The following is a 13,602-nucleotide window of genomic DNA, read 5'->3' as shown; positions in this document are numbered from 1 at the left end:
GGAAGACCACTGTTCTTTTCGCATCTGCACAAAATGGCAGGACGGGTGAATTGTTCCAGCAACAGTTCCTTCCCGCGCGCCAAGGTTCTATTTCCCGTTCATGGCCATCCCGCCGCCCCTTGCCGATGATGAAGCGGCCCCGCGCCCGAGCGAGCTGGGCCTGCGGAAGATCATCCATGTCGATATGGATGCCTTCTTCGCCAGCGTCGAACAGCGCGACAATCCCGAGCTTAAGGGCAAGCCCGTCGCCGTCGGCGGGGCGGGCGGGCGCGGGGTGGTGGCCGCCGCCAGCTATGAAGCGCGCAAGTTCGGGGTGCGCAGCGCCATGCCCTCGATCACCGCGCAGCGGCTGTGCGCGGACCTCATTTTCGTGCGCCCGCGCTTCGATGCCTACAAGGAAGCCAGCCGCCAGATCCGCCGGGTGTTCGAGCATTATACGGCCGTGATCGAGCCGCTGAGCCTCGATGAGGCCTATCTCGATGTCACCGAGGACCGGCTCGGTATCGGCAGTGCCACCCGCATTGCCGAGCTGATCCGGCAGGAAATCCGCGCCAAGACCCGCCTCACCGCCAGTGCGGGAGTGAGCTACAACAAGTTTCTCGCCAAGCTCGCCAGCGACCAGAACAAGCCCGACGGGCTGTGCGTGATCCGTCCCGGTGAAGGCGCACAATTCGTCGCGGGGCTGCCGATCCGGCGGTTCCACGGGGTCGGCCCCAAGGCCGAGGAACGGATGCACAAGCTCGGCATCGCCACCGGCGCTGACCTCGCCGCCAAGGACATCGCCTTTCTGCGCCAGCACTTCGGCAGCATGGCCGATTACCTTTATCGCGCCGCGCGGGGGATCGATCTGCGCCCCGTCGCCGCGCACCGGGTGCGAAAATCCGTGGGCGGGGAGCGGACGTTCTCGGAAGACATCGGCAGCGGCGCGGCCTTGCGCGCAACGCTGGAGAACATCATCGATATCGTGTGGGAACGGATCGAAGCGAGCGGAGCCAAGGGCCGGACGGTGACGCTCAAGCTGAAGTTCACCGATTTCCGCATCATGACCCGCGCTGCATCGGTGCCGCACTGGGTCAGCGGCAAGGACGAGTTCGCCAGCCTCGCCCGCGGCCTGCTCGAAGCCGAATTGCCCTTGCCCAATCCGATCCGGCTGATGGGGCTAACGCTCGGCAACCTCGAAGGGGCCGAGGATGACAAGCCCGCGCGGGATGAGGCGCAGCTCAGCCTATTGTGAGCTCCGTTCGTGCTGAGCTTGTCGAAGTACCGTCCTCTTTCTCAAGCCTGAAAAGAGAAAAGCAGCCCTTCGACAAGCTCAGGGCGAACGGGCGTTGGTCGACGAGCGGCCTAACCCCTACCCCGCGCGCGCCAGGCGTCGATCCTCACGCGGGTGACGCGGCCCAGCGGTTCGGGCAGCGAGTGCGACGGGAAGAAGCGCGCCACCATCACCTCGCGCTGATCGGGACGGGGCAGCTGGTCGCAGGTCGCCGCAAAGATATGCGCGGTATGCGGCGCGCCCGACAGCACCTCCTCGATCACCGCCACCGGCTCGATCCGGGCCAGCGTTATGCCCAGTTCCTCGCGCACCTCGCGCTGGGCGGCGGCGATCGGGTCTTCGCCGGGGCGCAGGCCCCCTCCAGGCAGGCACCACACCTTGGGGCCATAGGAATGCTTGAGCAGCAGGACATCGCCCGAAAGGTTGCTCACCACCACGCTCACCCCCGCAATCGGGGTCTTGCGCCAGCGCCGCCAGTAATGCCGCACGCCATGCGCCAGCGGCATCAGCGCGCGGTGGAGCGGGGCGGGCAGGAAGGCGGACATCAGGTGAACACGGTGACCGGAATGTCGCGCGCCGCAGCCGCTTTCAGCAGGCGGGCGACGGGAAGATCATGCTCGCCGCGCATCGCCGCTTCGAACAGGGCGCGCTTTTCGTCCCCGCGGATCACGAACATCAGTTCGCCGGTGTCGAGCAGGGTCGGCAGTGTCATCGTCACGCGGTCGAACGGGGCGTGCGGAGGCAGCGGATCGGGGGTCAGCACCTTGACGGTCTGGGGATCATCCACCTGCGGATCGGTATTGGGGAACAGCGAGGCGATATGCCCGTCTTCGCCCATGCCGAGCCACACCAGATCGAAATGCGGCACGCCCATATCCTCGGCCAGGTCGACGACATGCGCGCCGCTGGGTTCGAACAGCGCACGGATCTTGCCGGTGTTGGAAGCCTCATGATCCTCGGGCACGATGCGGTCGTCATTCGGCCAGACGATCAACCGCGCGAAATCGACATCGCGGGTGAGCAGTTCGCTGAAGATCGGGAACGGGGTCGAACCGCCCGGCACAGAAATCACTACGGCATGGTGGCGCGGATCCTTCGGCGTCAGCGCCTGGCGCGCCAGCGCGGCGTTAAGGCTGCGCGCAAGCCAGTCGGCAATCGCTGCGCTGTCGGCGCCTTCGATGATGGAGACCTTGTGCATTGCCATAGGCATAGCAAACGCGCCGCTTCCGGCAAATGGGCGCCGCTCGCTGTGGATAGCTATGCGGCGGTGCGCGCATCGATCCCGATGAACAGCGCCGCCACCAGCAGCCCGGCGGCGAGCACGCGGCGCAAGGTCGGCAGCGGCCAGCGGCTGAGCACGCCTGTCCCCAGCGACCAGCCGAGCGCCATCGCTGCGGCTCCCCCCATCGCCCCGCCGAGACCAGCCGCGAAGGGCAGATGCGCCCAGGCGGCGAGCGCGAACACCACGAACCGCGCGCCGTCACCCACCTGCCGCGCCAGCAGCACGATCGCGAGCGCGCCGTGCGAACGGGTCGGCTCGCGCGGAGGCTCGGTGCGAACCGGCCATGCCAGCTCGCCCGCCGCCAGCAGCAGCGCGGCGGCGACCAGCATCTGTGCGGCGCGATGGGGCAGCTGCGCCGCTAGGGCTGCGCCGGCCCATGCCATCAGTGACGCAGCAATCACCGCGCAGGCCACGCCGAGCATCAACAGTCCCGCGCCGCGGCCCAGCGCATCAGCCCAGCGCGCGATCAGCCACTGATCACGCCCGCCCAGCGCAAGCGCGAAGACCAGCAGCAGCGATAACAAAAAGCCGTCCATCGGACCGCTGCCTAGACCGACCAGGGCCCCGTGATCGCCAGCGTCTTGGTCGGCGAATAGACATTCACGAACAGGACTTTGCCATCGGGCGAGAAGCATCCGCCCGCCAACTCGGTCTGGGCGGTCAGGCGCGCCAGATCATAGGCCTCACCCGCCGGCGTGATCCCGCGGATGTGGTTGTTGACCACGTCGGTGTACTGGTCCTCGCACACGATAAGATGGCCGTTGGGCGCAACGGTGAGGTTGTCGCCATAGTTGAACTGATCGGTGCTCTCGCTCTCGAACAACAGCTCGACCCTGTCGGACAAACCGGCAACGCCGGGCGTGAGCTTGAGGATCTGGCCCAGTTGCTTGACCCCGCCGCTGGTGCAGCACGCGAACACCGCATCGTCGCCCATGTGCAGCCCCTCGCCCCGCGCGACCAGCGCCGCGCCCTTGGCGACCGCGCGCTGGCGCAGATCGTCCTTGGGGGATTCCACGTCGTCCAGATCGACCCAGCTGACGCGGTAGGATTGGCGCACCGGCATCGCTGCGCCGTTCCAGTTGCGGGTATCGGTTAGCCCCTCGACCACCATCGCCTGCAAGCGCCCGCCCTCGGCCAGCTTGCCCGGCACCTTCGGCAGGAAGCGGTAAAGCACCCCATCGTCGCGGTCTTCGGTCATGTAGACGATGCCGGTCGCCGGATCGACCGCTGCCGCTTCATGGTTGAAGCGGCCCATCGCCTTCAGCGGCACGGCATCCACCAGCCCGCGCGCGCTGGCGGGGACTTCGAACACCCAGCCGTGGTTCTGCTCCAGCCCGTCACCATAGGGCTGTCCCGGCCCGGTCGGCGCTTCCTCGCAGGTCAGCCAGGTGCCCCACGGCGTAATCCCGCCCGAACAATTGCGGATCGTGCCGCCAAGACTGCGGAACTCGCGCTTCACCGCCAGAGTTTCGGCATCGAGGACGATGGTGGTGGTGCCGCCCGGCACGAAAGCGCCATTGCGTTTGCCGAAGCCCTTGGCAATCGGCCCGCCTGCATCATGGCGCGGTTGCAGTTCGTGATTGCGAACCAGCGCGATTTCGCCGTTGCCGAGGTCGAAACAGCCCATGCCGTCCGCGCGGTCGGGCACAGTGCCGCCGTCACCCATCGGCTGGCCGAGCCGCGAGATCACGCGATAGGAAAAGCCTTCCGGAAGGTCGAGCAGGCCAGCAGGGTCGGCCACCAATGGCCCATATCCGGCGAATGCGGCCCGTGCATCACTGGGGCCTTTGCTTGCGCCGGAGCTGCTGCGGAACGAACACCCGCTGGCGGCGAGAGCAGCAAAGGCGGTGGCGGTAGCGCCCAGGAAGCGGCGGCGATCGGGGGTGATGGCGATGGGATTGGTCATAACGCCAACCCTACTGCCGCTCCCCCAGCGCGGCAAGGATCGCATCCCAACGCGCAAACTTGAAGTTCTGCGCATCGGGCGCATTCACCCCGTCCTGCGCGATGAACAGCCCGCCGGGGAAGTCCGGCCCGAAATCGCGGTTGTCGAGCGTGATCCCGTCGGTTTCCTCGGTGCTGCCGAAGGCGCCAGCCGCGATCCGGAACCGGCCCACCGGCGTCATGTCGGGCAGGCGGAACACGGCATAAGCATTGTCGCCCTGCGAGGAGGCGACGAGGTAGCCGCCGTCTTCGCCTTCGGGCGCGATGGCGAGCCCTTCGAGATCGGCAACGAGCATGGTGTTGTCGATCGGAGCAACCAGCTTGCGGTTCTCCGGCCCGCCTTCGAATGTCCCGAACATCGCCCAGATGCCGGCGCGTTCCTCGCCGATATAGAGCATTCCGGTGCGCGGATCGTAGACGCAGCCTTCGGGCTGGGTCGGCACGCGGCCCAGCGGTTCGGACTGGTCGGCCAGCTCGCTGCCCATAAATTGCAGCGCTGTGCGGTAGATCACCCCGTTCTTGGGCACGCTGTAGACGGTGAACGATCCATCCGCTGCGACCTCGCCGGTGCAGATGCCATAGCCCTCGCCCGCGCCCACCGTCACGCGGGTCACGAAGGACAAGGTCGCGGTGCGGGTATCGAGCCGGCTGACATGGATTTGCGCCATCGCCAGATTGCTGCGGTCGCTCGCCAGCGCCAGCACGGTGCCATCGGGCAGTTCGACCAGATCGACATTGTTGAGCCCTGGCGCAGGCAGAAAGCTCTTCTGCGCGCCCTTCAGGTCATAGACGTAAAGCCCGCTCTTCTTGTCGGTGCCGACCACAAGGCTCGCCCCCGGATTGGCCGCGTTGCGCCAGATCGCCGGATCATCGGCCGCGTCCGCGTTGGCGGTGCCGACCGGAGGCGTCTGCGCGGTTGCGGTCACGCTGACCGCCGGACTGCCCGTGATCGCCGGCGGCACTGTCTCGCAGGCCGCGGCGATCACGAGTGGAAGCAGGCAAGCCCCCTGAAGCAGTCGATTCATGGCAGCACCGCCTCCTCAGCCCGATTAGAACGCGTAGCGCGCGACAACCTGGAACACCGGCCCGGCGCGTTCGCTTTCGAGCTCGTATTCGTCGAAGTCGCGGGCCACCTGTTCCCCGACCGTGTTAAACTTGTTGAAGTCCTCGTCCTTTGTCCCGTCAAGCAGGTTCGATCCGACCGCACGGATGGTGAAGCTGTCGCCGAAACGCTTTTCGATGAACACTTCAAGGTCGGCGCCGTAGCGGGTGAAGACCTCCTGACCGACCACACGACCAAACGCCTCGCCCTGCTTGCGGTAAGTCGCGCCGAAGGCTGCGCCGAAATCGGGCAGGTTCTGGATCGCGCCGAAGTTGTAGACGTACTTCGACTGGTCATTGAAGCGCCGCTCGCCGAATTCGTCGGTGATCTTGCTGTCGAGCAGCGCGACGTTCCCGAACACGCCCGTATCGGGCAGGCCGATAAAGGCGAGGCTGAACGAAGCGTCGAATTCGATCCCGTAGACTTCGCCGTTGCCGGTGTTGCGCGGGGTGAGGATGAAGGTGCCCGGCCCTTCCGATCCTTCGACCGGTGCCCCGGTTGTATCGAGGACGGTAGCGAGCTCGGTCAGGTTGCTGACATCGCGGTAGAACACATTGACCCCGACGATGCCGGTCTTGCCGATCTTGTGTTCATAGCCAAGATCACCGCCCCACGCGGTTTCCGGCAGCAGCAGCGGATTGCCCAGGAAGTCGTTGTCGCCGAATTCCGCTTCGAGCAGGCCCGGGGTGAGGAAATCGAAGCGCGGCCGGCGCAGCGTGCGCGCGCCTGACAGCGTGACCCGCCCCTTGCCCAAGTCGAGCTTCACCGAGGCCGAGGGCAGGAACTCGTCGTAGTCATTGGTGAAGGCGGTCGCGCCCGGCGTGAACAGATCGAGGATCCGCACATCGGTGTTTTCCCAGCGGATGCCGACTTCGAAGGTCAGGCTGTCATACTCGCCTTCGACCAGCGCGTAGAGGTCGCTGCGCTGTTCGCCGATGCGGGTGGTGATCGCGCCCAGCGGGGGGAAGGTGGCGGGTGCGAATTCGCCCGGATTGCGGGTGAACTGGTTATACCCCTCGCGCGCGGCAGCGGTCAGATTGAACCGGCTGCGGACGGTTTCGAGGATGGTGTCGCGGTCCTTGTCCTGGATGAAACCGCCGATCGCGAATTCGAGGTTTTCGCTCAGTTCGAATTCGTGTTCGAGGTTGAGGAACATTTCCTTGTCGCTGATATCGAGCACCGTCAGATCGCCGGTGAAGCGCGGCGTCGTCCGGTCGAAATCGACTTCGTATTCGAGCTCGTCCTGGAAATCGCTGAAGCTGGAATAGCCCACGCGCAGCTGGGTTTCCCCAAGGCCCCATTCGTGATCGAGCTTGCCGATCAGCGACCAGCTGGTGGTGGTGATGTCGTTCACGTTGGCATTGTCGGTCAGCAGATTGCCGGCCGGCGTGGTCGTGGTCCGCACCGGGCCGTTGATCGCGGTCTCGTCGTTGTATTCGAAGGAACGCTCATCCTCCACACGCTCGGTGCGGACGAAGTTGGCGAGGATTTCGACCTCGGTGCTCTCGGTCTCGATCCCCCAGCTGGCGTTGAAGGCATAATCGGTGCCGTCGCGCACGTCGGTCTGGTCTTCGCGGTTATCGAAATCGTCGGCAGCGAAGTTGGGGTTGTTCTCGGGGCTGTCGCCGTAGCGCAGGCTCGACTTTTCCTTGGGGTTGTAACGGCCCTGCACGTTGGCACCGATCAGCACGCGCCCGCCGGCCAGTTCGCCGCCGTAGTAGAAACCACCCGAAGGCTTGATCTCGCCATCGTCGAAGAACAGCCCGCCTGCGCGCAGATAGCCGCCATCGAGCGCGAAGCCATCGCGCAGTTTGATGTTAAGCGAACCCGCCACCGCATCACCGGTGCGGCGGGCGGAGGAGGAGCGCACGATTTCGACCTGTTCGATCAGTTCGGCGGGGATGCGATCAAGGAAGAAGGAGCGGTCGGACTGGCCGCCCGGGACGCGCTCGCCGTTGATGAGGATCTGGGTGTAGCCCGGATCAAGCCCGCGCAGCCGCGCACCATCGCTTTCGATCACGTCCGACAGGAAGGTTACGCCCGGCACCCGCTTGAGCGCATCGCCAGCCGTCAGCGGCTCGAAGCGCTGGAAGTATTCCTCGTCATAGACCAGCACCGGCTCGGCCGCGTCGGAGCGGTTGCGGAAGCCGATCGATCCCTGCACCACGATTTCCTTGGCGCTCTGGACCTTGTCGTCCTCGCTCTCCTCGGTCTCGGCAATCGCCCCGCCCGATTGCACGCTGGCGGCGAGCGTCTGCGGATCGTTGGTTTCGGCGGCGAAAGCAGGCATGGCGATGGTCGCGGTCAAGGCCGATGCGGCGGCGCCAAGCAGAAGTCGGGTGCGGATCATGGCTGTGGTTCCCCTGTGGTGCGCCGCAGTTGGGCGGCGCGTTCCCGGGGCGGTTAGACAGCAGCCATGACATGCCGACGACCGCGAGATGACCCGCACGCGACCGGGGCATGACGATTGCGTGACGGTTCGTCATACGGCCCACAGGCCTGCGCCAATTGAACAGGTGGCGCGGCGGCGGCGAAGCGCCTAGCAATCGGGGAAACAGGCACAAAAGTGTACAGGAGAGTGATCGCATGAAAATCGAACCCGGCATGGCAGCGGTGGTGACCGGCGGGGCGAGCGGACTGGGCAAGGCCAGTGCCAAGGCCTTTGCCGATGCGGGCATGAAGGTCGCCATTTTCGACATCAACGACGAAGCGGGCGAGGCCCATGCGCGCGATATCGGCGGCACCTTCCACCATGTCGACATCATGGACGAGACCAGCGTCGAGGCCGGCTTTGCCGCCGCCCGCGCCGCCCATGGTCAGGAGCGCGTGACGCTCCACTGCGCGATGGCCTCCCGCCGTGGCAAGACGCTCGGCTGGGACAAGGAAATCGGCCAGTACAAGCGCCTCTCGACCGAGGATTACGCCTTCGGGGCCGAGGGCATTCTGGTTGCCAGCTACCGCGTTGCCTCGATCTCGGCGCTGGGGATGGCGAACGCCGATCCAGTCAATGACGATGGCGAGCGCGGGGCAATCATCCTCACCGCCAGCGTCGCCGCGCAGGACGGGCAGATCGGACAGGTCATCTACGGCAGCTGCAAGGCCGGGGTGAACGGCCTCGTCCTGCCGATGGCGCGCGACCTGATGGACTTAGGGATTCGCGTGAACTCGGTCATGCCCGGCATCTTTGCCACGCCGCTGATGCTCGGAATGAAGGACCGCAACCCGCCGATGTGGGCGCAGCTCAATGCCAGCGTGCCCTTCCCCAAGCGCCTCGGCGAGCCAGAAGAATTCGCCTCGCTGGTGCTCGAAATTGCCCGCAACAGCTACATCAACGGCCACCAGTTCCGGCTTGACGGGGCGATCCGGATGCCGCCCAAGTAAGCACCATCACGCCGCCAACTGCGAGGAGAGAGCGCATGGCCACTGCTACCAACGAGTACCCCACCAAGGCCTATGGCGCGACCGCGCCCGACAGCGGCGTCGGCCCGATGCAGATCACCCGTCGCGGCCTGCGCCACGACGATGTGCTGATCGAGATCACCCATTGCGGCATCTGCCATTCCGACCTGCACTCGGCGCGTAACGACTGGGGCTTCACCACTTATCCGATCGTGCCGGGCCACGAGATTGTCGGGATCGTCAGCGCGATTGGCGAGAGCGTCACCCGCCACAAGGTCGGTGACCGGGTGGCGATCGGCTGCATGGTCGATAGCTGCCTCGAATGCGCGCATTGCGATGCGGGTTACGAACAAAGCTGCCTCGATGGCGGGATGACCGGCACCTACAACGGCAAGGATCGGCGCGACGGCAGCCTCACCTTCGGAGGCTATTCCGAACGGATCGTGTGCCGCGAAGAATTCGTCCTCAAGGTGCCCGACAGCCTGCCGATGGCCGAGGCCGCGCCGCTGCTGTGCGCGGGGATCACCTCCTACAGCCCCTTGCGGACGTGGAAGGTCGGCCCGGGCAGCAAGGTCGCGGTCGCAGGGCTAGGCGGGCTCGGCCACATGGGGGTCAAGCTCGCAGCAGCGATGGGCGCGGAGGTGACGGTGCTTTCCCGCTCCGAAAGCAAGCGCGCCGATGCCGAGAAGCTCGGCGCCCACGCCTTTCTCAACACCGACGACAAGGCGGCGATGAAGGAGAAGCGCGGCTATTTCGACATGGTGCTCAACACCATTCCGGTGCGCCATGACGTCACGCCTTATCTCCACATCCTCAAGATCAACGGCGTGCAGGTGCTGGTCGGCATGATCGACATGATGCCCGAGATGCACACCGGCGTGTTCCTCGGCCGCAAGGTGCTCACCGGCAGCGGCATCGGCGGGCTCGCCGAAACGCAAGAGATGCTCGATTTCTGCGCCGAGAAGGGCATCCTGCCCGATATCGAGATGATCCGGATGCAGGACATCCAGACCGCCTATGAACGGATGGAAGCAAGCGACATCAAATATCGCTTCGTGATCGACATGGAGAGCCTGCGCGACGGGTGAAGCGACTGATGCAAGTTTGCAACGCAATAAACGCAATGCACGCGCAGCTTGTCGCAAAAGATTTGTGCCAAAAGGCCGAATCTGCCACGTCATGATCCGATTGTGACGGATGCCCGCTGATAAAGAGAGGCGCCGCACAACACGCAGGTGGAACGATCCAAACCTCTCAATGGAGCGTTCCTTATGAATATTCGTTTTGTCTCGGCTGCCTCGGCCGTTGCCCTCATGGCCTGCCTTTCCGCGCCCGCATTCGCTGCCGAGTCGGAAGGCGCCGAGATCACCGTCACCACCGAAACCGAAGATGCTGTCGCGCTGCGCGCGATCGAGCCGATCGATCTCGAGAAGGCCAACCGCGCCGAGGAAGAAGAAACCCCGGCCATCACCATTTCGGGCGCTGCCACGCTGACCTCGGACTACCGTTTCCGCGGCGTGTCGCAGTCGGATGAAGGCATGGCCGTCCAGGGCGGCATCACCATCAGCCACGAAAGCGGCCTGTATGTCGGTGCCTGGGGTTCGAACCTCTCGGGCTGGGGCACCTTCGGCGGCGCCAACATGGAACTCGACCTGATCGCCGGCTTCAAGCTGCCGGTCGGCGAAGGCACGCTCGACACCGGCGTGACCTGGTACATGTATCCGAGCGGCGCCAGCGAAACCGACTTCGCCGAACTCTACGCCAAGCTGTCGGGCACCGTCGGCCCGATCGGCCTGACCGGCACCGTCGCCTACGCCCCGCAGCAGCAAGCACTCGGCAACTGGTTCCCGGTCGGCGCCCCGGCTGATCCGGGCGACAAGGAAGACAACCTCTACCTCGCCGGCGATGCAACCTACGCCCTCGCGGAAACCCCGCTGACCCTCAAGGCCCACATCGGCTATTCGGACGGCAACCCCGGCCTTGGCCCGAACGGCACCAGCGTGGCTCCGACCGGCACCTATTTCGACTGGTCGATCGGCGCAGACCTCGTCCCGACCTCGGGTCTGACCCTGTCGGTCGCCTATGTCGATACCGACATTTCGGAAGCCGAAGCCAACCTGATCCGTCCGAACTTCGCCACGCTCGATGGCAATTCGATCTCGGATGCGACCGTGGTGTTCTCGATCACCGCGTCGTTCTGATCGGCTGATTTAAGCAGGAAGGGGCGCTCCGGCAGGTTGTCGGAGCGCCCTTTTCTTTTGCCCACCCGCCCGATAGGTTTCACCCTACAACCCGAAACGGGTGACGGGAGAGAGATGATGAAGCGGATTGCGGTTCTTGCGGCAGCCGCCGCTGCGCTGGTGGCGGTTCCGGCAAGCGAGGCACTGGCGGGCAAGCGCTATTCCGCGACCATCACCCGCACAACCTTCGGCATCCCGCATATCGAGGCGCGCGACTGGCGCGGCGTGGGCTACGGGGTCGCCTATGCCTATGCCGAGGACAATTTGTGCCTGCTGGCGGAAGAGTTCGCCACGGTGGCGGGCGAACGCTCGAAGCACTTCGGGCCCGAGGCCAAGGCCGTGCTCGGCTTCGAGGAGGTCGACAATCTCTCGTCGGACGTGTTTTTCCGCGCGGTGATTGATCTCCCCGCCTTGCGCAAGGGCATGAAGGCTCAGCCTGCGCGCGTAACCGATCTGATGGCGGGCTATGTCGCGGGCTATAACCGCTTCCTCAAAGATGCCGGCGCGGATGGCATCCCCGCCGAGTGCCGCGGCAAGGCGTGGGTGCGACCGATCACGGCAGACGATATGCTGCGCCTCAATGAAAAGCAGATGCTGCTCGCAAGCTCGCTGAACCTCGCCCCGGCCATTGCCAATGCCGCCCCTCCCGGTACTGCTGCGCCCAAGGTCGCGATCACCCTGCCCGATCCCAAGGAACTGGGCATGGGCAGCAACGGCTGGGCGTTTGGCGGCGATGCCACTGCGAACGGGCGCGGGATGGTGATCGGCAATCCGCACTTCCCGTGGAAAGGCCCCAACCGCTTCTGGCAGATGCACGTCAAAGGGCCGGACGGTTACGAGGTGATGGGCGTTGGCCTTGCGGGCACGCCGATGCCGACGCTCGGCTTCAACAAGGATGTCGCCTGGACCCATACCGTCACCGAGGCGCGTCATTTCACGCTCTACCAGCTGGCGCTCGATCCGGCTGATCCGACCCGCTACATGCTCGACGGCAAGAGCGAGGCGATGACACCGCAGACTGTCACGGTCCCGATGCCCGAAGGCACGCCTGCCGTCACCCGCACGCTCTATACCACCCGCTTCGGCCCCGTCTTCGTGGTGCCCGCACGCGGGATCACCTGGACCGCACAGAGCGCCTTTTCTCTGAAGGATGCAAACCGCGGCAACCAGCGCGGGATCGACACCTGGCTGCGGATCGGATCGGCGAAGAACGTCGGCGAGATCAAGGCTGCCGTCAGCGAGACCCTGGGCATTCCGTGGGTCAATACCATCGCATCCGACCGCTTCGGCGACGCGCTCCATGCCGATGTTACCGCCGTCCCCAATGTCTCGGCAGAGAAGGCCAAGTCTTGCGCCACGCCGATCGCGGGACTGTTTGCCGAATTTGCGATCCTACTCGATGGCAGCAAATCGGCCTGCGACTGGAATGTGGCGTCAGACACCCCCGCGCCCGGACTGATGCCGGCGCGCGATCAGGCGGCAACGATCGTCAAGAGCTGGCTCACCAATTCGAACGACTCTTACTGGATCAGCAATCCGGCGATCCCGCACCGCGAGCTGTCTCCGGTGCTCGGCAAGTATGCGACCGCACGGAGCCTTCGCACCCGCTCGAACTTCACAGAAACAGCAGCGATGCTGGCGGGCGGCAAGGTCGATCATGCCCGCGCCAAAGCACTCGCCTTCGCCAACAAGAGCCTCGCGGCAGACATGGCGCTGGACGAGATCAAGGTGCTGTGCGTGATGGCCGAGAGCCCCGCAGACGCGCTGGTGCGGGGCTGCGAGGCGATGGCGGGCTGGGACCGCCGCTTCGAGGCCGACAGCCGCGGCGCAGCGCTGTTCCGCGCCTTCTGGGCCAAGGCCGGACGCTTGCCCGGACTGTGGCAGGTGCCGTTCGATCCCGCAGACCCGGTCAACACACCGCGCGCACTGGCGATCGATGGGACCAAGGGCGAGAAACTACTCGCCGCGTTCACCGAGGCGGTGGCCGAACTCGACAAGGCGGGCATCGCGCTCGATGCGCCGTGGGGCGAGGTGCAGCGCGTCATGGCGGGCAATGAAGCTATCGCCATTCACGGCGGCCCGGGCACGCTCGGGATCCTCAATATGCAGGAATCGCGCCCTGCACCCTGGGGCGGGCTGATGCCGATGCATGGGACGAGCTACATCCAGATCGTCGGCTTCGACGAGAACGGTCCGGTCGCCGACGCGATCCTGAGCTACTCGCAATCGACCAACCCGGCCTCGCCACACTTCGCCGACCAGACCCGCGCCTATGCCGCCAAGCAATGGCACCGGCTGCCGTTCCACGCGGCAGAGATCGCCGCCGAGCGGATCGGCGAGCCCAAGCGTATCAGGGAGTAAA

Annotated in this window: 11 protein-coding genes; 5 read left to right on the top strand and 6 right to left on the bottom strand. The window is 65.4% G+C overall.

What is annotated here, in order from left to right:
- Nucleotides 1–100: 100 nt before the first annotated feature.
- Nucleotides 101–1,234, top strand: a complete 1,134-nt coding sequence (dinB, locus tag BG023_RS04530) for a DNA polymerase IV (RefSeq protein WP_069309402.1) — start codon at nt 101–103, stop codon at nt 1,232–1,234.
- Nucleotides 1,235–1,344: 110 nt separating this feature from the next.
- On the opposite strand, the gene BG023_RS04525 is transcribed toward dinB, so the two are convergent.
- The 6 genes from BG023_RS04525 to BG023_RS04500 are packed head-to-tail and all read right to left on the bottom strand — an operon-like array spanning nt 1,345 to nt 7,951.
- Nucleotides 1,345–1,818: an NUDIX hydrolase gene (locus tag BG023_RS04525; RefSeq protein WP_069309401.1), complete on the bottom strand. Its 474-nt coding sequence runs from the start codon at nt 1,816–1,818 to the stop codon at nt 1,345–1,347.
- Entirely contained in the window at nt 1,818–2,471 is a 654-nt protein-coding gene (locus BG023_RS04520) for a 6-phosphogluconolactonase (protein ID WP_069309400.1), read from the bottom strand. The genes BG023_RS04525 and BG023_RS04520 overlap by 1 nt, the downstream gene beginning before the upstream one ends.
- Before the next feature lie 59 nt (nt 2,472–2,530).
- Nucleotides 2,531–3,091, bottom strand: coding sequence for a hypothetical protein (locus tag BG023_RS04515; RefSeq protein WP_069309399.1), 561 nt, complete (start codon nt 3,089–3,091; stop codon nt 2,531–2,533).
- 11 nt (nt 3,092–3,102) lie between these two features.
- Nucleotides 3,103–4,461 (bottom strand): alkaline phosphatase PhoX, encoded by a 1,359-nt coding sequence (locus BG023_RS04510; protein WP_069309398.1) that lies wholly within the window; start codon nt 4,459–4,461, stop codon nt 3,103–3,105.
- Nucleotides 4,462–4,471: 10 nt separating this feature from the next.
- Complete coding sequence (locus tag BG023_RS04505; RefSeq protein ID WP_069309397.1) at nt 4,472–5,524, bottom strand: phytase; 1,053 nt, start codon at nt 5,522–5,524, stop codon at nt 4,472–4,474.
- Nucleotides 5,525–5,548: 24 nt separating this feature from the next.
- Complete coding sequence (locus BG023_RS04500; RefSeq protein ID WP_083234530.1) at nt 5,549–7,951, bottom strand: TonB-dependent receptor plug domain-containing protein; 2,403 nt, start codon at nt 7,949–7,951, stop codon at nt 5,549–5,551.
- 236 nt (nt 7,952–8,187) lie between these two features.
- Here BG023_RS04500 and BG023_RS04495 point away from each other — a divergent pair, with 236 nt between their 5' ends.
- From BG023_RS04495 to BG023_RS04480, 4 genes are all read left to right on the top strand, one after another.
- Entirely contained in the window at nt 8,188–8,982 is a 795-nt protein-coding gene (locus BG023_RS04495; protein ID WP_069309396.1) for an SDR family oxidoreductase, read from the top strand.
- A gap of 35 nt (nt 8,983–9,017) precedes the next feature.
- Nucleotides 9,018–10,088, top strand: a complete 1,071-nt coding sequence (locus BG023_RS04490; protein WP_069309395.1) for an NAD(P)-dependent alcohol dehydrogenase — start codon at nt 9,018–9,020, stop codon at nt 10,086–10,088.
- A gap of 183 nt (nt 10,089–10,271) precedes the next feature.
- Nucleotides 10,272–11,201 carry a TorF family putative porin gene (locus BG023_RS04485; RefSeq protein WP_083234529.1) on the top strand — a complete coding sequence of 310 codons (930 nt, stop codon included), beginning with the start codon at nt 10,272–10,274 and terminating at the stop codon, nt 11,199–11,201.
- 114 nt (nt 11,202–11,315) lie between these two features.
- Entirely contained in the window at nt 11,316–13,601 is a 2,286-nt protein-coding gene (locus BG023_RS04480) for a penicillin acylase family protein (protein ID WP_233993076.1), read from the top strand.
- Nucleotide 13,602: the final 1 nt, after the last annotated feature.

This window comes from Porphyrobacter sp. LM 6, assembly GCF_001720465.1.
Classification (GTDB): Bacteria; Pseudomonadota; Alphaproteobacteria; order Sphingomonadales; family Sphingomonadaceae; genus Erythrobacter.
This window is presented reverse-complemented; position numbering and strand designations above follow the sequence as displayed.

Excerpts from the sequence above, each read along its gene's own strand:
- BG023_RS04490 (WP_069309395.1), top strand. The coding sequence starts at position 9,018 with ATGGCCACTGCTACCAACGAGTACCCCACCAAGGCCTATGGCGCGACC.
- BG023_RS04525 (WP_069309401.1), bottom strand. The coding sequence starts at position 1,818 with ATGTCCGCCTTCCTGCCCGCCCCGCTCCACCGCGCGCTGATGCCGCTG.
- BG023_RS04480 (WP_233993076.1), top strand. The coding sequence starts at position 11,316 with ATGATGAAGCGGATTGCGGTTCTTGCGGCAGCCGCCGCTGCGCTGGTG.
- BG023_RS04495 (WP_069309396.1), top strand. The coding sequence starts at position 8,188 with ATGAAAATCGAACCCGGCATGGCAGCGGTGGTGACCGGCGGGGCGAGC.
- BG023_RS04510 (WP_069309398.1), bottom strand. The coding sequence starts at position 4,461 with ATGACCAATCCCATCGCCATCACCCCCGATCGCCGCCGCTTCCTGGGC.
- BG023_RS04520 (WP_069309400.1), bottom strand. The coding sequence starts at position 2,471 with ATGCACAAGGTCTCCATCATCGAAGGCGCCGACAGCGCAGCGATTGCC.
- BG023_RS04485 (WP_083234529.1), top strand. The coding sequence starts at position 10,272 with ATGAATATTCGTTTTGTCTCGGCTGCCTCGGCCGTTGCCCTCATGGCC.
- BG023_RS04500 (WP_083234530.1), bottom strand. The coding sequence starts at position 7,951 with ATGATCCGCACCCGACTTCTGCTTGGCGCCGCCGCATCGGCCTTGACC.
- BG023_RS04515 (WP_069309399.1), bottom strand. The coding sequence starts at position 3,091 with ATGGACGGCTTTTTGTTATCGCTGCTGCTGGTCTTCGCGCTTGCGCTG.
- BG023_RS04505 (WP_069309397.1), bottom strand. The coding sequence starts at position 5,524 with ATGAATCGACTGCTTCAGGGGGCTTGCCTGCTTCCACTCGTGATCGCC.
- dinB (WP_069309402.1), top strand. The coding sequence starts at position 101 with ATGGCCATCCCGCCGCCCCTTGCCGATGATGAAGCGGCCCCGCGCCCG.